This window comes from Brevundimonas sp. NIBR11, from assembly GCF_027912535.1.
Taxonomy (GTDB): domain Bacteria; phylum Pseudomonadota; class Alphaproteobacteria; order Caulobacterales; family Caulobacteraceae; genus Brevundimonas.
Genome location: NZ_CP115465.1, coordinates 625359 through 647757, shown reverse-complemented (window position 1 = coordinate 647757; position 22399 = coordinate 625359). Strand labels below are relative to the sequence as shown.

19 protein-coding genes and 1 pseudogene are annotated in these 22399 nt (G+C 67.6%); 11 read left to right on the top strand and 9 right to left on the bottom strand.

Going from position 1 to position 22399, the window contains the following annotated elements; translation table 11 throughout:
- Positions 1-47 precede the first annotated feature (47 nt).
- The gene (locus O5O43_RS03075; protein WP_271085452.1) at positions 48-950 is read left to right on the top strand and encodes a LysR family transcriptional regulator; all 903 of its coding nucleotides are present in this window, start codon (positions 48-50) and stop codon (positions 948-950) included.
- Here the strand turns inward: O5O43_RS03075 and recN are convergent.
- Both recN and O5O43_RS03065 read right to left on the bottom strand, forming a co-directional pair.
- Entirely contained in the window at positions 947-2647 is a 1701-nt protein-coding gene (recN, locus tag O5O43_RS03070) for a DNA repair protein RecN (RefSeq protein ID WP_271085451.1), read from the bottom strand. The genes O5O43_RS03075 and recN overlap by 4 nt on opposite strands.
- Positions 2648-2702: 55 nt before the next feature.
- On the bottom strand, positions 2703-3509 hold the full coding sequence (locus O5O43_RS03065; RefSeq protein ID WP_271085450.1) for an outer membrane protein assembly factor BamD: 807 nt from the start codon (positions 3507-3509) through the stop codon (positions 2703-2705).
- A 257-nt stretch (positions 3510-3766) separates the two neighbouring features.
- Here O5O43_RS03065 and O5O43_RS03060 point away from each other — a divergent pair, with 257 nt between their 5' ends.
- The 10 genes and pseudogenes from O5O43_RS03060 to ychF all read left to right on the top strand — a co-directional run bounded on the left by O5O43_RS03060 (position 3767) and on the right by ychF (position 14295).
- Positions 3767-4699 (top strand): ribose-phosphate pyrophosphokinase, encoded by a 933-nt coding sequence (locus O5O43_RS03060; RefSeq protein ID WP_271085449.1) that lies wholly within the window; start codon positions 3767-3769, stop codon positions 4697-4699.
- Positions 4700-4777: 78 nt separating this feature from the next.
- The gene (locus tag O5O43_RS03055) at positions 4778-6007 is read left to right on the top strand and encodes a hypothetical protein (protein ID WP_271085448.1); all 1230 of its coding nucleotides are present in this window, start codon (positions 4778-4780) and stop codon (positions 6005-6007) included.
- A 131-nt stretch (positions 6008-6138) separates the two neighbouring features.
- A complete protein-coding gene (locus O5O43_RS03050; protein ID WP_271085447.1) occupies positions 6139-7212 on the top strand; it encodes a hypothetical protein in 1074 nt (357 codons plus the stop codon).
- A 134-nt stretch (positions 7213-7346) separates the two neighbouring features.
- Positions 7347-7916: pseudogene (locus O5O43_RS03045) on the top strand (50S ribosomal protein L25/general stress protein Ctc); the annotation flags it as partial.
- Between the two features lie 207 nt (positions 7917-8123).
- Positions 8124-8738 carry an aminoacyl-tRNA hydrolase gene (gene pth, locus O5O43_RS03040; protein ID WP_271085446.1) on the top strand — a complete coding sequence of 205 codons (615 nt, stop codon included), beginning with the start codon at positions 8124-8126 and terminating at the stop codon, positions 8736-8738.
- Positions 8739-8775: 37 nt separating this feature from the next.
- A complete protein-coding gene (locus O5O43_RS03035) occupies positions 8776-9165 on the top strand; it encodes a DUF2946 family protein (RefSeq protein WP_271085445.1) in 390 nt (129 codons plus the stop codon).
- A 70-nt stretch (positions 9166-9235) separates the two neighbouring features.
- Positions 9236-11296, top strand: coding sequence for a TonB-dependent receptor (locus O5O43_RS03030; protein WP_271085444.1), 2061 nt, complete (start codon positions 9236-9238; stop codon positions 11294-11296).
- Positions 11296-12654: a PepSY domain-containing protein gene (locus O5O43_RS03025; RefSeq protein WP_271085443.1), complete on the top strand. Its 1359-nt coding sequence runs from the start codon at positions 11296-11298 to the stop codon at positions 12652-12654. The genes O5O43_RS03030 and O5O43_RS03025 overlap by 1 nt, the downstream gene beginning before the upstream one ends.
- Before the next feature lie 13 nt (positions 12655-12667).
- Entirely contained in the window at positions 12668-13123 is a 456-nt protein-coding gene (locus tag O5O43_RS03020) for a copper chaperone PCu(A)C (RefSeq protein WP_271085442.1), read from the top strand.
- Between the two features lie 77 nt (positions 13124-13200).
- Positions 13201-14295 (top strand): redox-regulated ATPase YchF, encoded by a 1095-nt coding sequence (gene ychF / locus O5O43_RS03015; protein ID WP_271085441.1) that lies wholly within the window; start codon positions 13201-13203, stop codon positions 14293-14295.
- Positions 14296-14301: 6 nt separating this feature from the next.
- On the opposite strand, the gene O5O43_RS03010 is transcribed toward ychF, so the two are convergent.
- The 7 genes from O5O43_RS03010 to O5O43_RS02980 form a co-directional block, all read right to left on the bottom strand.
- The gene (locus tag O5O43_RS03010) at positions 14302-14799 is read right to left on the bottom strand and encodes a hypothetical protein (RefSeq protein WP_271085440.1); all 498 of its coding nucleotides are present in this window, start codon (positions 14797-14799) and stop codon (positions 14302-14304) included.
- A 94-nt stretch (positions 14800-14893) separates the two neighbouring features.
- Complete coding sequence (locus tag O5O43_RS03005; protein ID WP_271085439.1) at positions 14894-16540, bottom strand: M28 family peptidase; 1647 nt, start codon at positions 16538-16540, stop codon at positions 14894-14896.
- A 98-nt stretch (positions 16541-16638) separates the two neighbouring features.
- Entirely contained in the window at positions 16639-18285 is a 1647-nt protein-coding gene (locus O5O43_RS03000) for a M28 family peptidase (protein WP_271085438.1), read from the bottom strand.
- Positions 18286-18317: 32 nt separating this feature from the next.
- Positions 18318-19019, bottom strand: a complete 702-nt coding sequence (locus tag O5O43_RS02995; RefSeq protein WP_271085437.1) for a TMEM175 family protein — start codon at positions 19017-19019, stop codon at positions 18318-18320.
- Between the two features lie 19 nt (positions 19020-19038).
- Positions 19039-19617, bottom strand: a complete 579-nt coding sequence (locus O5O43_RS02990) for a DUF1579 domain-containing protein (RefSeq protein ID WP_271085436.1) — start codon at positions 19615-19617, stop codon at positions 19039-19041.
- A gap of 583 nt (positions 19618-20200) precedes the next feature.
- Entirely contained in the window at positions 20201-21061 is an 861-nt protein-coding gene (locus tag O5O43_RS02985) for a cytochrome c1 (RefSeq protein ID WP_271085435.1), read from the bottom strand.
- A gap of 5 nt (positions 21062-21066) precedes the next feature.
- The gene (locus tag O5O43_RS02980; RefSeq protein WP_271085434.1) at positions 21067-22395 is read right to left on the bottom strand and encodes a cytochrome b N-terminal domain-containing protein; all 1329 of its coding nucleotides are present in this window, start codon (positions 22393-22395) and stop codon (positions 21067-21069) included.
- Positions 22396-22399 lie beyond the last annotated feature (4 nt).

The following is a 22399-nucleotide window of genomic DNA, read 5'->3' as shown; positions in this document are numbered from 1 at the left end:
TGCGATAAGCCGATACAATCGAAACAGGCCGTGCGGAAAAGCGAACGATGGCTGCGGATCTGGGCGACCTGAACGCCTTCGTCGCCGTGGCGCGGGCGGGCGGCTTTCGACAGGCGGGCCGGGCCACGGGGCTCAGCGCCTCGGCCCTAAGCGAGACGGTGCGGCGGCTGGAGGATCGGCTCGGCGTGCGTCTGCTGAACCGCACGACCCGCAGCGTGGCGCCGACCGAGGCCGGGCAGAGGCTACTGGACCGGCTGACGCCTGCGCTGGGCGAGGTCCAGGCGGCGCTGGATACCGTGAAGGGACTTGGCGACCGGCCGGCGGGGACGCTGAAGCTGAACGTGCCGGTCTCGGCGGCTCTCATGGTCCTGCCCCGGATCGTGCCCGCCTTCCTGGAGGCCTATCCGGACATCGTTCTGGAGCTGGTGGTGGACGAGCGGTTCGTCGATGTCCTGGCGGCGGGCTGCGATGCGGGCATCCGCTACGAGGAAAGGCTGGAGCAGGACATGATCGCGGTCCCCATAGGTCCGCGCCGCCAGAGGTTCGCCGCCGCCGCCGCGCCCGCCTATCTTGATCGGCGCGGACGACCCGAGCATCCGCGCGACCTGTTGCAGCACGACTGTCTTCGCGGCCGGGGCTCCAGCGGGGCTCTGCTGCCGTGGGAATTCGAACGCGAGGGCGAGATCGTCATGATCGACCCGCCGGGCCCGCTGATCGTCAATCTGGGCGCCGGGACGGAGGTGACCGTCCAGGCCGCGCTCGCCGGAACCGGCGTGATCTTCCTGTTCGAGGACTGGCTGAGGCCGCATCTGGACAGCGGAATCCTTGAGCCGGTCCTGGCGGACTGGTGGCAGGAGTTTTCGGGGCCGTTTCTCTATTATCCCGGCCGACGCCATGTCCCGGCGCCGCTGCGCGCCTTCGTGGACTTCATCAAGGCGAACCGGGACTAGCCGATCAGGGATCGGGCGGCCGCGCGGGCTTCCTCGGTGATGGTCGCGCCCGACAGCATACGGGCGATCTCTTCCTGGCGCTGGGCGTCCGAGAGCGCATCCACGGTGGTCGTGGTGACCCCAGCGGCGTCGGCCTTGCGCACCTTCCAGTGGGCGTGACCGCGCGCGGCGACCTGGGGGCTGTGGGTGACGACAAGGACCTGGGCGCCGGTCGAGAGGCGTTTCAGGCGCTGGCCCACGGCCTCAGCCACGGCGCCGCCGACGCCCTGATCGACCTCGTCGAAGATCATGACGGGCTGGCGCTGGTCCTCGCGGCCCGCCAGAGCCGCCTTCATGGCCAGGGCGAAACGGGCCAGTTCGCCGCCCGAGGCGATAGCGTCCAGTGGCCCGAAGGGCGTGCCGGCATTGGTGGCGATCTCGAACCGAGCGGTCTCGACCCCCAGAGGACCGCGACGGCCCTCGGCGACGGGCTCCAGGGCGACGCGGAAGCGGGCGCGGTCCAGTTTCAGCGGGCCGAGCTCTTCCATGACCGCCTTGGCCAGCCGGTCGGCGGCGGCTTCGCGGCCCGAGCTGAGCAAGGAGGCGGCGATGTCGTAGTTTTCGCGCGCCACGGCGACGTCGCGGGCGGCGACGGTCATGGCCTCGGCACCGTCCTCGATCAGCCGGAGTTGTTCGCGCAGGGAGATGCGCAGCGCCGGCAGGGCGTGGACGGTGGTGTTCAGCTTGCGGGCGGCGGCGCGCAGGGCGAACAGCCGCTCCTCGGCCTTGTCCAGACGGCCCGGCTCGAAGTCGAAGGCGTTGGCGGCGGCGTCGACCTCGGCGATGGCCTCGGCGGCCTCGACCATGGTGCGGTCGATGGCCTCGGCGGCGGAGGTCAGGCGGATCAGGACAGGGTGATCGGCTTCGACGCCGGCCTGGCTGGCCCGCTGGCGGGCGTGTTCGACGGCGCGCAGGGCGGCAGAGAGCTTCTGGCTCAGCTTGTCGCCGCCGAGGTTCGTGCGGGCGTCGGCGAGGTCGGCGACGGCCTTTTCCGCAGCGCCCAAGACGGCGCGCTCGCCGGCCAGTTCGGTCTCCTCGTCTTCGCGTGGGTCGAGGGCGTCGAGGTCGGCGAGGTTGAGGGTGATCTCCTCGGTGCGGGCGGCGGCGTCGGCGGCGGCGGCGCGCAAGCCTTCCAGCTTCGCCTCAGCCGCTTTCAACTTGTCCGAGGCGGCGGCGACACCGCCGAGCTGGGGCGCCAGACCGCCATAGGCGTCGAGCAGGCCGCGATGAGTCTTCCAGTCCAGCAGGCCCACGGTCTCATGCTGGCCGTGCACCTCGACGAGGCGGGCGCCGATCTCGCGAAGGGCGGCGACGCCTGCGGTCTGGTCGTTGACATAGGCCCGGCTGCGGCCGTCGGCGGACAGGACCCGGCGCAGGATCAGGTCCTCGCCGGGCGTGACGTCGAAGCCCTTCTCGCGGATCAGCGCCAGGAGGTCCGCGTCGTCGGGGGCGGTGAAGACGGCGGTGGCCACGGCCTGTCTGGCGCCGGAGCGGACCAGACCCGCCTCCCCTCGCCCGCCCAGCGCGAGGCCCAAGGCGTCAAGGATGATCGACTTGCCGGCCCCGGTCTCCCCGGTCAGCACGGTCAGGCCCTCGTCGACCTCCAGATCGAGGACATCGACCAGCACCACGTCGCGGATCGAAAGACTGGTCAGCATGGGGCGCTTCGATTCGGCATCGCCGACACTCTAGACCAGAACAGGCCGGGAACGGTTAGCCCGGAATGATCCGGCGCAGCCAGCTTTCGCGTTGGGCGGTCGGGGCGGTCTCGGGCTGGCGGCCGCCCTCGGTCAGAAGCGCATAGGCCTCGGCATACCAGGGGCTGCCCGGGTAGTTGTAGCCGAGCACGGCGCCGTTGCGCTCCGCCTCGTCCTTGAGGCCGAGCGTCAGATAGACCTCGACCAGACGATACAGGGCTTCGGGCGTGTGCGAGGTGCGCTGGAAGGCCTCGTTGTCGATGACGGCCTTGTAGCGGCCGATGGCCGCCAGCGGCTGATTGGCGCGCTGGTAGTATCGACCGATGTTCATTTCCTTGCCGGCCAGCTGGTCGTTGACCATGTCGATCTTGACGGTCGCGTCGGTGGCGTAGGACGACCCGGGATAGCGGCGGGCCACGTCACGCAGACCGGCCAAGGCCTGCTCGGCCTGATTCTGGTCCCGACCCACATCCACGATCTGCTCGAAGTGGCAGGTGGCCCGCATGTAGAAGGCGTAGGCGGCCGACGGACTGCCCGGGAACAGCTGGATGAACCGGTCCGCCGCAGCGATCGATTCCTCGTAATTTCCATTCTGGTAGTAGGCGTAGATCTGCATCAGGATCGCGCGACGCGACCATTCCGAATACGGGTGCTGACGCTCCACTTCCTGGAAATAGTCCACGGCGTCGGACCAGCGGTGACGCTGAAGCCGCTCGTAGCCCGTATTGTAGAGCAGCTCGACCGGCCGCTCCTCATAGGCCAGGCGGGGGCGATTTTTCTGGCCCGCACAGGCCGACATGGTCAGCACGACGGCGGTCGCCATCAGGAGAACGCCGCCCCGGCGCAGAACGGACGAAGACTGGAAGGAAGTCGGCAACCTGGAACCTCATCACACGCCGCCCGGACGCCGTGAGGGGCCGCCAGGGTATCAAGACCGCGTTCTCTAACATCGGCGCTCGCAACGCGCCATGCGCCGGATAAGGGCGATCACGGCTTGATACGGGCCGACGCGCTGCTAAAGAGCGCGCCAGTACAGAACTGACGTCATTGGCGGTCCGATGACGGCGAAAGGATGACCGGATGAAGCTGCTCGCTGGCAACTCGAACCGGCAACTCGCCCAGGCCATCGCCGACCACCTCGACATGCCGCTGACCAAGGCCCAGGTGAAGCGCTTCGCCGACAACGAGGTCTTCGTGGTCATCGAGGAGAACGTCCGCGGCGAGGATGTCTTCGTCATCCAGTCGACCTCCTATCCGGCCAACGACAACCTGATGGAGCTGTTGATCTGCATCGACGCCCTTGTGCGGGCCTCGGCGCGTCGGATCACGGCGGTCGTTCCCTATTTCGGCTACGCGCGTCAGGACCGGAAGACCGGCGGTCGTACTCCGATCTCGGCCAAGCTGGTCGCCAATCTGATCACCCGCGCCGGCGCCGACCGTGTCCTGACCATGGACCTGCACGCCGGCCAGATTCAGGGCTTCTTCGACATCCCGACCGACAATCTGGTGGCGACGCCGGTTTTGGCCCAGGACGTCAAGGAAAACTACCAGCGCGGCAATCTGATGATCGTGTCGCCTGACGTCGGCGGCGTGGTGCGCGCCCGCTCGCTGGCCGAGCGCCTGAACGTGGACCTGGCCATCGTCGACAAGCGCCGTCCCAAGGCCGGCGAATCGGAGGTCATGAACATCATCGGCGACGTCTCGGGCCGCGAATGCATCCTGTTCGACGACATCGTCGATTCGGGCGGCACCCTGGTGAACGCGGCCAAGGCCCTGATCGCGGCCGGGGCCACGGACGTGTCCGCCTATATCAGTCACGGCGTTCTGTCGGGCCCTGCGGTGCAGCGCGTTACGGACGGCCCGCTGAAGGAGCTGGTGATCACCGATTCGATCGAGCAGCCGCACGAGGTCCTGAACTGCGTGAAGATCCGCACCGTGCCGGTCGCTCCCCTGATCGGCGAGGCCATCCGTCGGATCGCCAACGAAGAGTCGGTGTCGAAGTTGTTCGACTGATCACGAAAACGTCGGACGACCCGCCTCAAAACCGCCGGACTGGACGTTTCAGTCGAACGAAGCTTTCGGGGAACCACCATGCGTCTGAATTTCCGTAGCCGGGGCCCGGCCCTGGTCGCCATCGCCGTCGCGGCCGTGCTGAACAGCTGCGGTCCGAGTCGCGCCGAACTGCAGGCCGAGGAAGCGCGCGTGGCCGCCATCGTCGCGGCCCAGGAAGCGGCCGCCATTGCCGCCCGCCTGCCGCCGCCCGTGGCTCTGAACGACAGTGTGGCCCAGTCGGCCGCCGTCTATCTGACCTTCACCCGCGACATGGCGACGATCCGGGGCGGCTTCGCCAGCCCGGCTCAGGTGCAGGAGGCCTTGCGCCGCGGGGCGTCCTACGACCCGAACCAGATTTCGCGCGGCCTGGTCGCCTACGGCTCCATCCTGGCGCTGCAGTCGCCGGAGTTCGTGTCGGGCGTGCGTCAGGCGGGCGCGGAGCCTGAGGCGCGGCGCCAGATCATCGATCGGATCGTGGCAAACCCCTCCTATGCCTCGACCCTGCCCGGCGCGGAAGCGGCCGCCAGCCTGGTCATGTCGGTGCTGGAAGCCGACATCGTCGCCCTGTCGACCGCCGCCGACTCCGTCGAGAGCGACGCGTACAACATTCAGTACACCGGCGATCAGCGGAACGTCTGGGGTCGCGCCACCCCGGCGGACCGCGAAGGCCGGTTGCAGACCATCAAGGACCTGAGCCGCCCCATCGCCCCGTCGGGGTCGGAGGCGGCCCGCCTGTACGCCGCCTCGAACAGCGGTTCGGGCCTGGGCGTCACGGCCGGCCGCCTGCGCCGCCCGCCCTATGCGCCGTCGGTGACCAACGCCATCGCCATGGCTGCATTGGCCGCCCTGGGCGCGGCCGGTGACAACGCTCGCGCCAACACCGACGCCCTGCAGTACGACCGCGCCAGCCAGGACTGTCTGGCCAGCTCCAAGCTGAACCTGTTCCAGTGTCTGGCGGCCGCCCGTCCGACCTATGAGGACATGTTCTGCCTGGGCCGACACGTGATCCGCGACCTGTCGACCTGTGCGCGGGGCGCCGCCCTGCCGGCCGCCATCATCACCGTGGGCAACCCGACCCAGAGCCGCAGCGCCGCCCCGGAACGCTCGCCCGCGATCGCGCCTCGGACCCTAGAGCAGCCGACGCCCGCGCCCTCCATCACGCCGACGCCTTTGCCGATTACGCCTTCCGCCCCCGCTGGATACTCCACCGCCACCCCACGGCCGGAGCAGTCGCCGACACAGAGGCTGAACTCGGGCCCGAACAACTGAGGCTGTAACTTGGGCGCCGGAGAGTTGAACGGCGCGGCGCGGATTAACGGTCGGAAAACCTTAGCGAAGGCTTATAACGCCATACCGACGCGGCGCCGGAGAGCGCCCTATCGTCCTATGGGGAATCCATCATGCGTCTGGGCCTTTCGCGCCGCGGCCTCGCCATCGCTTCCGTCGCCGCCGCCGCCGTTCTGGCTGCATGCAGCACGCCCGAGCCTCCGGCGCCCCCGCCGCCGCCTCCTCCGCCCCCGCCGCCGCCCCCGGCCGTGACCCTGAACGAAGGCGTGGCCCAGGCCGCCTCGATCTACGTCACCTTCATCCGCGACGTCGGCACAATCCAGGCCGGCGGCTTCCAGGACGCCGAATCGATCCAGGCCGCCATGCGCAAGGGCGCGGCCTACGACCCGGCCACCCTGTCGCGCGGCATGATCGCCTATGCCTCCATCCTGGCCCTGCAGTCGCCGGAGTTCGTCCAGGGCGTGCGCAGCTACGTCAATGACCCTCAGGCGCGCGCCGACGTCGTCGCCAACATCATTCGCGACCCGGCCTATGCGGCGAACCTGCCCGGAGCCGACGTGGCCGCCGGCCTGATCATCTCGACCCTGGGCCAGGACATCGCTTCCCTGACCGCTATCGCCGACGGCGTGGAAGCGGACGCCTATACGATCCAGGAACGCCGCGACCCGCGCCGCCGCTGGGCCACGACCCCGATCGCCAGCCGCGAAGTTCGCCTGGAATCGATCAAGAGCATCTCCGCCGGCCAGATGCTGCCCTCAGCCGAGGAATCGATGCGGCTGTTCACCGCCGCCAACAGCGGTACGGGCCTGAATCTGCCCGCCGCCCGCAACGCCCCGCCCTACACGCCCGCCGTGGTCAATGCCCTGGCCATCGCCGCCCTGGCGGCCATGGGCGCGGCCGGCGACGACGCCCGCGCCAACACCGAGGCCCTGTCGGTCGAGACCAACGCCCAGTTCTGTCTGGACATGTCGAAGCTGAACCTTTTCCAGTGTCTGGCGGCCGCGCGCCCCAGCTATGAGGACATGTTCTGTCTGGGCCGCCACGTCATCCGCGACCTGGCCACCTGCGCGACAGCGGCGACGGTTCCGGTTCCGGCGACCCCGGTCACGGCCACCGCCGTGGTCAGTCCGGTGGCGGTCGAGGCGACCAGCGCATCCCTGACGGCGACCGCGCCCGCAACCAACTGAAACTCGCGTTCAAGGCCGGTTGCACACGCGGGCGCTTGCGTGTAATGACCCGCGCTCTTGAATTCGAGGGTCCGTGACCCCGCCGCGCGAGCCACAGGGTTGGCGCAGGCGTTTTTGTTGTTGAGGCGAGCCAGATGGCCGAGATCATTCTGAACGTGGACGTCCGTGAAGGCGTGGGCACCGGCGGCGCTCGTGCGGCCCGTCGCGCCGGCTCGGTCCCGGGCATCCTGTACGGCGGCGACAAGGCCCCGGTCGCCATCTCGGTCAACGAGAAGGACTTCCGCAAAAATCTTTATACCGGCAAGCTGCTGGGCCATCTGGTGACCCTGAAATACGGCGACGAGAGCCAGCCGGTCATCGCCAAGGACGTGCAATTCGACCCAGTCACCGATCGTCCGCTGCACTTCGACCTGATGCGCGTCGACGAGAACCAGACGATCAAGATCGAAGTGCCGATCCACTTCATCAACGAAGACCAGTGCAAGGCCTTCCGTCAGGGCGGCTCGCTGGAGATCGTCCGTCACTCGGTCGAGATCATGGTCAAGGCCAACCACATCCCGGAAGACCTGATCGTCGATCTGGCCGGCCACAAGCTGGGCGACATCATCCGCTGGTCGGATGTCAAGGTCCCCTCGGACGTCGACGCCACCATCACCGACCGCGACTTCGTGATCGCCTCGATCAAGACCTCCTCGGCCGCCAAGGCCGCTGACGAGATCGAAGAAGCGATCGCCGAGGAACAGGCCGCCGCCGCTGAAGAAGCCGCTGCGGACGAAGTTCCCGCCACCGAACAGGGCGACGAAGACGCCTCGGAAGACGGCGACAAGTCGGAAGGCTGATCTTCGGATCATTGATTTCGGAAACGGCCCCTCCGGCGACGGACGGGGCCGTTTTCATTTGCGGATAGCGCCATGCTGATCATCGCCGGCCTCGGCAATCCCGGGCCCAAATACGAGAAGAACCGCCATAACGTCGGCTTCTTGGCCGTGGACGAGATCGCGCGCCGGTGGCGCTTCGGCTCGGAGCGGGCGAAGTTCCAGTCGGTGATCTGCGAAGGCGAGATCGAGGGTCAGAAGATTCTCCTGATGAAGCCTCAGACCTTCATGAACAACTCCGGCAGCGCCGTCGGAGAGGCGGCGCGCTTCTACAAAATCCCGCCAAAAGACATCATCGTCTTCCACGACGAGATCGACCTGGCCCCCGGCCGCTTCCGCATGAAGACGGGCGGCGGGGCGGCCGGCCAGAACGGGGTCCGTAGCCTGATCAGCCAACTCGGCGCCGACTTCCGCCGCGCCCGCATGGGCATCGGCCACCCCGGAGAGCCGCACCTGGTCATGCCCCACGTGCTGGGCGACTTCCACAAGGCCGAGCAGCCGTGGCTGGAGGCGATGCTGAACGCCTGCGCCGACGCCCTGCCCTTCGCGGTCAGGGGCGACGACGAACGCTATCAGGGCGAGGTCATGCGCCTGGCCCCCGCGCCGAAATTCAGTCCGCGACAGGCCGCGCACGCGGCGAAAGGCGAATAGGCTTTCCAGCAGACCAGACGTCGGCTATCGCCGCCCCGTGACCCGTCCGCAGGCCGAATCCTGGTCGACCCTGCGCTCGCTGGCCTTCCTGGCCGCGACGTTCGCCATCGTGTTCGGAAGCCTGATGCCGTTCGCGGCGCTGGCGGCCTCGACGCCGGGCCGCCCCATGGTCATCTGCTCCACCGAGGGGCCTCAGACCATCTCCATCGGCATGGATGGTCAAGACTCCGGCAAGGGGATGGTCGGAGCCAAATGCGCCGCCTGCGTCCTGGCCTTCGCCGCCGCCCTGCCCGATCCGCCGCGCCTCACGCCTCTGCGCGGCGCGACCGTCCGCCCGGCCACGGTGTTCGTCGCCCAGCACGAAGCCGCGCCGCCGCCCGCGCGCGGTCCCCCCCGTCCGCCTTCAACCGCTCCTCCCCACGCCTGAACCAGACCGATCCTTCGCCTGCGCGCCCCTGACCAGGGCCGCGCTCGCCTGTCACTGTTCAGGAAATCCCATGTTGAAGATCACCGCGGCGCCGCTGGCGCTGCTGCTCGCCGGCGCGAGCGCCCCAGCCTTCGCCCAGACCACTCCACAGGATTCGGTCGACCTTGGCGAAGTCATCGTCACCGCCGCCCCGAACCCGGAAGACGCCCCTTCGGTCGCCGAGGCCCGGCGTCGCCTGTCCCGCACGCCGGGCGCCGTCGCGGTCGTCTCCGCCGAAAGCCTCGAAACCCGCTTCGCCCCCAACATCGCAGACGTGCTGCGCGACGTGCCTGGCGTTTACGCCCAGAAGAAGTGGGGCGGCGATGTTCGCATCTCGATCCGGGGCTCCGGCATCGGCAATCCCAACCACCTGCGCGGCCTCTTCGTGTCGCAGGACGGAATTCCGTTCAACGAGGCCGACGGCTATGGCGACGTGCAGATGGTCGATCCCCTGCTGGCTCGGTTCACCGAGGTCTACAAGGGCGGCAATGCGCTTCGCTTCGGCGGCTCGCTGTTGGGCGGAGCGGTCAACCTGGTGACCCCCAATGGCTCGAACATCACCGAGACCGCCAGCGCGCGCGTCGATTTCGGCTCGTGGGAGACGGCCCGACTGCATGCCGAGGTCGGTGGATCCCGGGGCGACTGGGACGGTTATCTGGGTCTGACCGGCGCGACGGCCGAGGGCTGGCGCCGGCAGTCCGACGGTCAGCAACAGTACATCACCGCCAACGTCGGCCGATCGCTCGGCGACGACCGCGAAGTCCGACTGACGGTCCAGGGCGCCTATATTCACCAGGAAATCCCCGGCTCCCTGACCCTGACCCAAGCGCTGACGACGCCGGTCATGGCCGCCGCCGCCAACGTCGCCAGCGCCTATCAGCGCGACTACGCCTCCGTGCGCAGCACGCTCTCGACCCGTTGGCGGCTGAACGACGGCCTGGTGTTCGAGGGCGCCGTCTACGGCACTTGGAAGGACCTGCATCACCCCATCTTCCAGGTCGTCGACCAGCAGAGCCGCAACTACGGCACCTTCGGCCGGTTCGATTGGGAAGGGACGCTGTTCGGCCTGCGCGCAGACGCTTTCGGCGGGGCCTGGTACCGTGTGGGGGATCTGGACGCCCAGCAGTTCGTCAACGTCATCGGATCGAGTGGACGCCGCACGGCCAAGAGCCGCCAGAACGCCAAGGCTCTGGACGTCTTCGCCGAGGGCCGGTTGTTCGTCACCGACCACATCGCCCTGGTCGCCGGCGGGACGTTCGGCAGGGCCGAGCGGGACTATCAGAGCTTCGCTCTGCCGGGCGTCGCCTCGACCTTCGATCTGACGCGCGAGAAGGACTACGACTGGTTCGCTCCACGCATCGGCATTCTCTGGGAGGGGCCGTCGGGCGCTCAGGCCTTTGCCAACGTCACCCGGTCGATCGAGCCGCCGAACTTCGGTTCCGTGTCGCCCACCGCCGGCGGCTTCGCCCCGATCGAGGCGCAGGAAGCCTGGACTTACGAGGCCGGCTTGCGCGGCCGGACGGATGCGTTCTCGTGGGACGTCGCAGTCTATCGGGCGGAGCTGGACAACGAGCTGCTGAACTTCGTGGTCAACCCGACGCTGGGCATTCCGGCGGCGACCTTCAACGCCGGACCCACGGTCCATCAGGGCGTCGAGGCTGGACTGGACTGGCGTTTCGCAACCGGTTGGCGTCTGCGTCAGACCTATACGTTGTCGGACTTTCACTTCGATGGAGACAAGGTCTACGGTGACCGCGACCTGCCCCTGGTTCCACCGCACATGTACCGGGCCGAACTGCGCTATGATAACCCGGCGGGCTGGTTCGTGGCCCCGCAGGTCGAATGGACGCCGTCCGACAGCTGGGTCGACTACATGAACACCCTGAGGGCGCCGGGCTATACGGTGGTGAATCTGGGCGCCGGCTGGCGACTGGATGAACGGATCAATCTCTTCGTCGACGCCCGCAATCTTGCCGACGAACGCTATGTCTCGAACTTCAGCGCCGTGACCGACGCCCGAACGGCGTCGACGGCGGTGTTCTGGCCTGGCGAGGGGCGCTCCGGCTTCGTCGGCATTCGGGTGGCCTACTGATGTCCGGACGCATCGAACCGGGGGCGCCTTCGCCCGCTTCCGGCCTTCTCTCGGACGCCTATCGCACCGTCTGGCGGTGGCATTTCTACGCGGGGCTGCTGGTCCTGCCGGTGCTGATGCTGATGGCCCTGACCGGCGCCCTCTATCTGTTCAAGGGCGAGATCGACGACGCCGTCTACCGGCCGATGGCGGCCGTCGCGCCCTCGACGGCCCACGCTCCGCCGGACGAGTGGCGCGCTGCGGCAGAGACAGCCGGAGGCGGGAGGGCGACGACCGTGCTACTCCCGGAACGGTCCGACCGCGCTGTCCGTGTCGGCATCACCCGCGAGGATGGCCAGAAGCGCACCGTTTTCGTCGATCCGGCCACGGCCCGCGTGACCGGGGTGACCGGCTTCGGCGGGGTGATGGAGCCGGTGAAACGGCTGCATAGCCTCGTCCTGTTCGGGTCTTGGGCCAACGTCGTGGTGGAGATCGTGGCCGGCTGGGCCATCATTCTGGTGGCGACCGGCGTCTTCCTGTGGTGGCCGCGCGGCCGGGCGGTGGGGGTCGTGGCCTTGTCCACGACCGACACGGCGCGCCGTCCGTTCTGGCGCGACCTGCATGCCGTCACCGGGCTCTACGCCGGCGGGGTCATCCTGTTCCTGGCCGTGACCGGCATGCCGTGGTCGGTGGTCTGGGGCGAACAGGTCGGGGACTGGGTCAAGTCCAGCGGCCTCGGCCGGCCGCCCGCGCCCGTCGCCGCCAGTCCCTGGGCCCACGCCGCTCACCCCGCCGATGCGCCATCGGGAACTGGCTGGACGATGGAGGGCATGGTCATGGCCGCCGACCATCCCGCCCCGGCGCGCCTTTCCACCGTGATCGCCGCAGCCGAGCACGAAGGTCTGGCCCGCCCCTATCAGATTTCGATCCCCGCAGATCCCACCCTGGCCTTCACTGCCTCGCGCCAGGTCTCACATGTCGAGGACACCCGGTCGCTCTACATCGACGGCGCGACCGGCGCGGTGAAGGCCGATATCGGATACGCCGCCTTCGGCCCGGGCGCGAAGGCGATCGAATGGGGCATCGCCGCCCATCAGGGCACCCAGTACGGCCAGATCAACCGCTTCGTCATGCTGGGCGGCTGCCTCGCCATATGGCTGCTGGGGATCAGCGCCGTGGTCATGTGGTGGAAGCGACGGCCCAAGGGTCGGCTGGCGGCGCCCGTCGCCCCGCCCAGTCCGCGGGCGAAAGCCGCCGTTCTCGCCATCGTCCTGCCCCTCGCCATCCTGTATCCCCTGACGGGTCTCAGCCTGATCGTCGCGGTCGGGCTGGATCGACTGGTCTGGTTCCTGAACCGACCCCGCAGCCTCGCCTCCTGAAAGGACCGCCTCGATGAAATCCCTTCCCGTCCTGGCGACCCTGGCCGCCCTGACCCTCGCCGCCTGCGGTCAGTCCGGTTCGTCCGGCAAGTCGGAGGCCGCCGGACCGGTGGCCGTCGCCGACGCCATCTGCCGCCCGACGCCGAAGGGCCGCCAGGTCACCGGCTGCTACCTGACACTGACCGCGCCCGACGCCGATACCCTGGTGTCGGTCAGCTCTCCCGTCGCCGCCCTGGCGCAGGTCCACGAGATGCGGATGGAGAGCAATATGATGATGATGCGCGAGCTGGAGGCGGGTCTGCCCCTTCCGGCCGGTCAGGCCGTGGCCTTGGCCCCGGGCGGCAACCACATCATGCTGATGGGTGTCACCGAGCCGCTGAAGACCGGCGACACCGTGCCTCTGACCCTGGCCTTCGCCAACGCCGCGCCGGTCGAGGTCAGGGCGACCGTGGGACAACCCGCCGCCTGACCGCCCATGAAGCACGAGCCTGACAAACCGGTGCGAACCGGCTAAAGGCTCGCGCTCATTGAAAGCTCCCGAGACCCATGGCCCTTAAAGTCGCGATCGTCGGCCTGCCCAACGTCGGCAAGTCCACCCTGTTCAACGCCCTGACCAAGACGGCGGCGGCCCAGGCCGCCAACTATCCGTTCTGCACCATCGAGCCGAACACCGGCGACGTGGCCGTGCCGGAGCCGCGTCTGGACGTCCTGGCCGAGATCGCCGGCTCCAAGGAGATCATCCCCTCGCGCATCACCTTCGTGGACATCGCCGGCCTGGTGCGCGGCGCGTCGAAGGGCGAGGGTCTGGGCAACCAGTTCCTGGCCAACATCCGCGACTGTGACGCCGTGGCCTTCGTGGCGCGCTGCTTCGTGGATGACGACATCACCCACGTCGAGAACCGCATCGATCCGATCTCGGACCTGGAGATCATCGAGACCGAACTGATGCTGGCCGACCTGGAAAGCCTCGAGAAGCGCTACGCCAACGTCGAGAAGCGCGCCAAGACCGGCGACAAGGACATGCAGGTGACGCTCCGCCTGATCAATCTGGCGCTGGAGAAGCTGCGCGCCGGCAAGCCCGCGCGTACCGCCGAAATCTCCAAGGAGGACCAGAAGCCCTGGGCCATGCTCCAGCTCCTGACGTCGCTTCCGGCCCTCTACGTCTCGAATGTCGACGAGGGCTCGGCCGACAAGGGCAATGAGTTGTCGGATCTGGTCGCGCAGCGCGCCGCGGCTGACAACGCCAAGTCGGTGGTCATCTCGGCCAAGATCGATTCCGAACTGGCCGTCCTCGACGCCGAGGAGCAGGCCGAGTTCCTGGAAGGCCTCGGGCTCGAAGAGCCGGGCCTGAACCGCCTGATCCGCGAGGCCTATGCCCTGCTGGGCCTGCAATCCTACTTCACGGTGGGGCCAAAGGAGGCTCGAGCCTGGACCATCCACATCGGCGACACGGCCCCGCAAGCGGCCGGCGTCATCCATACCGATTTCGAGAAGGGCTTCATCCGCGCCGAGACCATCGCCTACGACGACTATGTCGCCTTCAAGGGCGAGGCCAAGGCCCGCGAGGCCGGCAAGCTGCGGGCCGAAGGCAAGTCCTATGTCGTCAAGGACGGCGACGTGATGAACTTCCTCTTCAACTAGATCCCCTCACGGAACGGCGGGAGGCTTCACCGCCGTGTCCGTGAGCGTCGTGCACTTGTGCAGTTCGACCGGGTCGCCCGCGCGATCGAGGTAGGTCATGCGCATGTCATTCCCGATGACCTGGAACCGGACGCGTTCGGAGTTGGCCGCACCCTCGGCCACACAGGCCAGGGTGGCGACGTAGCCGTCGGCCACCTCTTCGACCGCCGCGATCTCGCACGAGTTCTCGTAGCCCTCAAACCGGGTCGAACTGATTTCGATCGGCCGCCGTTCGCCTTGCGGGGTCGCACACCAGCTGACGTTCGCCGCCCAGCGCCCGACAAAGCTGGTCGGACCGCGTCCCGGCAGCATCGAGGTCTGACCTGCGGCGGGCACGGCGGAGGGATCCTGGCCCGCGACCGGGGCCGCCGGCTCGGTGGGCGGATTAACGGGACCGCTCTCACCACAGGCGGACAGTCCCAGCGCGCAGGCCGTAAGGGCGAAGGTGCGGAAGATCGGAGTCATCTGAACCCAACGCCCAAAACACGGCCAAGGTTCTTGACATGAAGAAGGGCGGCGATCCCGTCATCGCCACCCCTCCAGCGTCCCGGGGTTGGACCTAGCGGCGGGCGCTGTTGCTCGCCGCGCGGCGCTCGCCGAACTCCGAAGTCGGCTTCCACGTAGGCCACTCGTCGCTGTTGGCCAGTTGCAGGCCCAGACGGTACAGCAAAGTCAGGTTCTCGACAGCCGAGCGCAAATCCCAGTCCGCCGACCATTCGTCCGACGGCTTGTGATAGTCCGCGCCGAACTTGGCGTCCCAGGCGGCCTGGCCAGCCTCGACGCCGCCCTCGTCCCAGTCCACGCCGTGCCAGGTCATCAGAGCCGGGACGCCCATGCGGACGAAGGGGAAGTGGTCCGAGCGTGTGTAGAAGCCCTGCTCCGGTTGGCGGTCGTCGGTGATCACCCGACCTTCGGCCGCCGCCAGCACCGCCAGATCGTCCTCGAGCGTGTTCTGGCCCTTGCCGAAGATGGCGACATCGCGGGTCGGAGGCGACAAGGGCAGCATGTCGATGTTGATGTCGGCGACGGTGGTCTCCAGCGGATAGACCGGGTTGGCGGCGTAGCCGTAGGAGCCGAGCAGGCCCATTTCCTCGGCCGCCATATGAGCGAAGACGATGGTGCGTTCTGGACGCGGAGCGGCCTTGATCTGGCGCGCCATCTCCAGGATGCCGATGGTGCCCGAGGCGTTGTCCCAGGCGCCGTTGTAGATGTTGTCCTCGGTCGTCGAGACCGGGCTGACGTGGTCCGCGCCGACGCCGACGTGGTCCCAGTGCGCCGAATAGATGATGGTCTCGTTCGGGCGTTCCGTACCGGGGATCTTGGCCAGCAGGTTGTGAGTGACCAATGTATCCATGGCCTCCTCGTTGGCGACCGACAGAGTGACGCCAGTCAGGGCCACAGCCTCGAAGTCTCCGCTGTCGACGTTGGCCATAGCCGCCATGTCGAGACCGGCCGCCTGGGCCCAGGCCAAGGCGACGTCGTGGTTGATCGAGCCGGTGAACTCCAGATCCGCCGCGCCCGGCGTCAGGGTGCGCTGGCGGTTGGCGAACTGGGCGCCGCGCAGCCAGCCCGCGTCGGTGGCCGGAACCATGTTCAAGGTGATGACGCCCACGGCGCCGCGCTTGAACGCCTCGTCGTTCTTGTACCAGCCGTTCGAGTAGGCGGTCGGATAGGCGCCGTTGAAGCGTTCGGCGACGGCGGGCGTGTTGGGCTCTCCGGCGATGACGATGACGACCTTGCCGCGCACGTCGATGTCGCCCCAGTCATCCCAGTTCCGTTCCGGCGCATGAATGCCGTAGCCGACGAAGACGAGGCCGGCGTTTTCCACATCCGCCTTGCCGTCATTGGTGGCGGACCGCAGCAAGATGTCTGTGCCGATCGTCATCGGATGTGCGGTTCCGTCGGGTCCAGTCCAGCTGGCCGAAGCTGAGCCCGCGACCGGAGTGAACCGGTTCAGAACAACGTCTTGCAGCCATTGACCATTCGGGCCGCCGGGCTCGAGGCCCATTGCCTCATACTGGGCCTGAAGCCAGGCCAAGGTCATCCGCTCGCCTTCGGTGCCCGGATAGCGACCTTGGAAGCCGTCGGACGAGATGTGGCGGATCTCATCGGATATCCGCTCGGCGGAGAAGTCCTGAGCCTGGGCCAGACCGGCCGACAGGATCAGGGTCATGGCGGCCGCACCACCGAACAACGCACGCAACATCAGGGCTCTCCTCGCCATTTGCGCGGGACCATAGAAGCGACCGCCCAAGGGCGCTCATTACGGATTCGTCATGAAGGCCCCCGGTCTGGAAAGAGGGGTCAGTCTCTTTCCGCCGCGCTCTCCGCCCGTGCGGGTCCGAACTCCGAGCCTTCCTTCCACTCCGGCCAGTCACGGCTGTTGGCCAAGGTGTGACCCAGCGACCAGTACACCTCGAGATCCTGGATCTGGCCCGAATAGTCCCAATCGGCCGACCACTCATCGTCCGCCTGGTGATAGCGGTTGGCGGTGTAGGCGGCGCGGGCGGCCAAACGGTCGGCGATCGGCTCCTCGACGAAGTCGCCGGCCGATTTGGCGTAGGCCATCGGCACGCCGCGCTTGGCCAGGGGGAAGTGATCGGAGCGGAAATAGGTGCCCGAGGCCGGGTTGCCGTCGGGCTGTATCACGCGCCGCTGCGCCTCGACGATGGCGGCCATCCGCTCGTCGAAGTCGGACTGGCCGTAGCCGACGACGCCGAAGGCGGCCGTGCGGCCATAGACGTTGGCCGAGTCCATGTTCACCCCGCCGACCGTGGTCGCCAGAGGATAGATCGGGTTGGCGGCGTAGTATTCGGAGCCCAGAAGACCGCTCTCCTCGGCCGCGAAGCCGATGAAGACGATCGACCGCTCCGGCCGCTCACCCGCCGCATAGACGCGCGCCAGTTCGATCAGGCCGGCGATGCCCGAAGCGTTGTCGATGGCCCCGTTGAAGATGGCGTCGCCGTTGGCGTCCGGCGTCCCGACGCCGATGTGATCCCAGTGCGCTGTGTAGAGGAAGGTCTCGTCCGGGTGCGTCGCGCCGGGCAGGCGGCCGATGATGTTGTGGGTCTCGACCCGCTCGGAGGCTACGTCAAACATGACGTCCATCTCGGCGCCTTCGAGCGGCACCGGCTGAAAGTCGCGGCTGCGCGCCTGAACCTTCATAGCTTCGAAGTCGAGGCCGGCCTGCTGGAACAACTGGACGGCGACATCGCGCTGGATCCAGCTTTCCATCGGAACGCGCTCGTCGGCATCGGCGCGGACGATATCGAACTGAGCGCCCGACCAGCTGTTCTTCACCGTGGTCCAGCCGTAGGAGGCCGGCTCGGTCTCGTGGACGATGATCACGCCCGCCGCGCCCCGTCGCGCCGCCTCCTCATATTTGTAGGTCCAGCGACCGTAGTAGGTCATCGCCCGGCCGCCGAAGGTGTTCAGGGCGGGCTCCTCGAAGTCCGCGTCGTTGACCAGAACGACCAGGATCTTGCCGGTCATGTCCTGGCCCTTGAAGTCGTCCCAGTTTCGCTCGGGTGCGTGGATGCCGTAGCCGACGAAGACCAGGGGCGCGTCCATCAGCATCACATGGCTTTCGCCCGGGCGGCGGCTGGAGATCACGATCTGCTCGCCCTGGGCCAGGGGCTGAGTCCAGTCGCCGACCGTCAGTTGGGCCCGAATCTCCGAGGCGGTGAAGCGGTTCAGCGCCACGGCCTGGGTCCAGCCCCCGCTGTCGCCGCCGGGCTCCAGCCCCGCCGCCTGGAACTGCTGCGAGACGTAGTCAATGACCTTCTGTTCGGCCGGGGTGGCGATGCCGCGCCCTTCGAAGGCGTCGCCGGACAGTGTCTGGATATGTTCGGACAGACGGGCTGCATCGAACGCGGTGTGATCCTGAGCCCAGGCGATGGGGGTCAGGGACAAGCCCGCGACGAGCGCGGCGGCGGCGGTGAACGTACGCATGGAACCCTCGACTGAACGAATGTCGGCGAAGGTTAGGGGCCGGTGGCCCTGCTGTCGATCACAGCCGCCCGCGACATGGCGCGCGCATGCAAGACCGACGCGATCCCGATCATCACCGGCACGCTCATGTAGACGAGGCCGCCGCCCCAGTCGGCGATTCCTTCCGGCGCGGTCAAGGCGATGAGGATCGAGGCCAACGATGCGAGGGACAGGATGATCCAGTTCTGGATCCAGATGCGCGCGCTGACCGCCTGGGTCGGGCTGGCCTCGCCCTGTTTCAGGTGGTGGCGGTAGAGCCCCGCGAACAGCATGGAGAGGGTCAGGCATCCGCCGCCATAGGCAACGTAGAGGAAGCGAAGGTCGTCGGTCGTCTCGATGAGATCGCCGCCGGGTAGGGCTCCGCCCGACATGGCGTGAAGCGCCGAGGCCATCATCAGCCTGAGCGGGAACACGTAGAGCAGGACCACGAACACGACGCCGAGGCTTAGCGCTGTCGAGAAGCCGTCGCGATGCGGCCAGAGCCGGCCGAGGTCACGGTAGCTGAGCCAGAACATCACGATCAGGGCGAAGCTGGCGAGATAGGAGGGCGCGCTCAGGAACATCGTCCGCATCTCGACCAGGGTCGTCGGCGGGTCGCCGCCGCCCGCGACCAGCAGGGTGATGGCGAAGGCGAAGGCGGCGTCGACGAAGGCGTCGAGCCTGCGGGCCATTTCCAGCTTGGGCGTCTCGGTCATGGGCGAGAGTGTGCAGCGCTCATTCGCCGGGCGCTACGGCTCCGCCGGCGGGCCAGTCGGTGTCGCCCTTGCGGGTCAGGCGCAGGGTGATGACCCGCATCGGCTCGCGGCCCGGCATGATGAAGTCGCCGGTCTCGACCCAGCTGTCGGGAGTATGGACCGTCTCGTAGAGCATCTCGCCCCCGCGCGCGGGAGTGGACCAGCGCCACCCGGTCGGGGTGATCTCCAAGGGGAAGTCGCCCGCCATGCCGCCGGTATAGGAGCGCATCGTGTAGCGGTCGTGTTCCTGATTCCAGGACAGGACGGCGAAGGCGTTGAAGCCCGTCGAGCCGTCGGCTTCGTAGCTGTGGCCCTCGATGACCTTGATGACCCCGTCCAGCATCGGGCCGATCCGTTCGGTGTGGCGCAGCGTGCGGGTCTGGCCCATGCCGACCATGACCTCGGCGGTCCCGGTCCACTCGCCGTTCATCCAGTCCAGTTGCGAGAGGTGCTGGCGCTGGGCGGCGACGACGGCGGGATCGGTCTGTTGCGCCAGGGCCGGCGCAGCCGTGAAAGCCAAGGACAAGGCGGCGAAGGCAGCGGCGGTAGGAACAGTCATGGCGGTCTCCCAATATACTTTGCGTTACAAAGCACTTTCGGAGAACGTCGTCAATCGTGTCTCCTCTTCCGTGAGACGGGCTGGTTCGTCCGGTTCGTCATGACGCGCGCAACGTGACGAAAGGTGACGAAAAGGACGAAACACACCGGTGTCCGCTCTCTGCGCGAACCGAAGTCGCCATTGGAGGGCGCCCGGACACCAGGGCTAACAAGTCGGTCGAAACAGGCATCTGGAGCAGACAGGGCCGTGCTTGCGACTGTCGAATTGATTTTTATCTTCGACAGGAATCCTGGTTGTGCCGAGGATCACCTTTTCATCCCCGACGAAGCGAAGCGGAGATCGGGGACGCTCGGCCTTGACCGATTTCGTCGCGGTCAGCCCGCTGGGCTGAACAGGGGAGATGGAGAGAGCCCAGCCAATGCCCCGGATGAGCTGCGCGCTCCGGGGCCGGGATGCCGTGGTTAGGTCCCGTCCCGGCTCTTCGCTTCGCTTCGGCCGGGTTGGCAAGGCCCCCCTGTGCGCACGAAAAAGCCCGCCGGGCGGACCCGGCGGGCTGCTCTCGTTCGCAGAGGAGCGCGAAACCCTAGTGGGCGACGCCCTTCCAGATGCGGCGGTAGCTGGCGTAGGTGATGCCGGCGAAGATGGCCAGGAAGGCCAGGACGCCGATGCCCGACTGTTTCCGCTCGGTCGCCTTGGGGTCCGAGGACCAGGCGATGAAGGCGGCGACGTCCTTGGCCATCTGGTCGACCGTGGCCTCGGTGCCGTCGTCGTAGGTGACCTGACCCGTGGAGGTCAGCGGCGCGGGCATGGCGATGAAGCCGCCGGCCGGAACGTGCTCGGGGTCGCCGTCCCAGAACGGGGTCATGTCGCCCGCCATATATGGGTTGTAGTGCTGGGTCGCCGTCATCCGCAGGCCGGCCGGCGGGGCTTCGTAGCCCGACAGCAGCGAGTAGATGTAGTCGGCGCCGCCGTGACGGGCCTTGGCCATGACCGACAGATCGGGCGGAGCCGCCCCGCCGTTCGCGGCGGCCGCGGCCGTGCGGTTCGGATAGGGGTTGGGGAACTTGTCCGCCGCGGTCGCCGGGCGACGGATCGCCTCTCCGGTTTCGGTGTCGATGTCCGCGACCTCGATCTCCGCGGCCAGGGCGCGCACGTAGCGGTTCTGGGCCGGGTTTTCGGCGTGCGGGTCGTAGAAGGGACCGCCCTTTTCGCCCAGGGTGCGGAAGTGCATCAGGTCCATCGAGTGGCAGGCCGCGCAGACCTCGCGATAGACCTTGTAGCCGCGCTGCAGCTGGCCCTGATCGAAGGTGCCGAACGGACCTTCGAACGAGAAACCGCCCGAACGCGGGTGATGGGCGCCGCCCTCGGCCAGGGCCGGGGAGGCCACGCCGACCGCCGCGACGGCGGCCAGCGACAGGGCCAGGTTGCGAATAGAAATCGACATCGCGATCAGCCCTTCTTTTCGGCGTCGGCAGGAACGGCGCCGCTCATCACGGCCGGCCCCGAGAGGACCGGCTCGGAGATCGAGGCCGGGATCTTCAACGGCGTCTCTTTCAGGCCCACGAAGGGCATGATGACGAAGAAGAAGGCGAAGTAGTAGAGCGTGGCCAGACGGGTCAGCCACAGATAGCTGTTCAGCTTGCCGTCGATCAGGGTGAAGCTCGGCATGCCGGGAACCACCGGGGCGTCGGGCAGCTGGGCGCCGCACCAGCCCAGGATCAGGCCTACCGCCACGAAGATCAGGAAGAAGACCTTCATCGTCGGGCGATAGCGCATCGAGCGAACCTTGGAGGTGTCCAGCCAGGGCAGGATGAACAGGACGCCGATGGCGCCGAACATCGCCACCACGCCGCCGAACTTGTCCGGGATGGCGCGCAGGATCGCGTAGAAGGGCAGCATGTACCACTCGGGCACGATGTGGGCCGGAGTCTGCAGCGGGTTGGCCGGAATGTAGTTGTCGGCGTGGCCCAGGGCGTTCGGCATGAAGAAGACGAAGACGGCGAACAGCATCAGGAACAGGATGACCGCGAAACCGTCCTTGACCGTGTAGTAGGGGTGGAACGGGATGGTGTCCTTGGCCTCACGCTCCTTGGGGATCAGGATCCCGACGGGGTTGTTCTGGCCGGCCGTGTGCAGGGCCCACAGGTGCAGCACCACGACGCCGAAGATCACGAACGGCAGCAGATAGTGCAGCGAGAAGAAGCGGTTCAGCGTGGCGTTGTCGATGGCCGGGCCGCCGCGCAGCCAGATCAGGACCGGCTCGCCGACAACCGGGATGGCCCCGATCAGGTTGGTGATGACCTCGGCGCCCCAGTAGGACATCTGGCCCCACGGCAGGACGTAACCCAGGAAGGCCGTGGCGATCATCAGGAAGAAGATCACGCAGCCCAGGATCCAGATCATCTCCCGCGGCGCCTTGTAGGAGCCGTAGTAGAGGCCGCGCAGCATGTGGATGTAGACGGCGATGAAGAACATCGACGCCCCGTTGGCGTGGACGTAGCGGATCAGCCAGCCGCCGTTGACGTCGCGCATGATGCGCTCGACCGAGGCGAAGGCGAGGGCCGTGTTCGGCGTGTAGTTCATCGCCAGGAAGATGCCCGAGGCGATCTGCACGACCAGGCAGAGCGTCAGAATGCCGCCGAAGGTGTACCAGTAATTCAGATTCTTGGGCGTCGGCAGCGACAGGTAGTCAGCGCCGAAGCGCACGATCGGAAGCCGGGTGTCGAGCCATTTCTCGATGCCGGTTTTGGGAACGTAGGTGGATTCGTGTCCGCTCATGGTG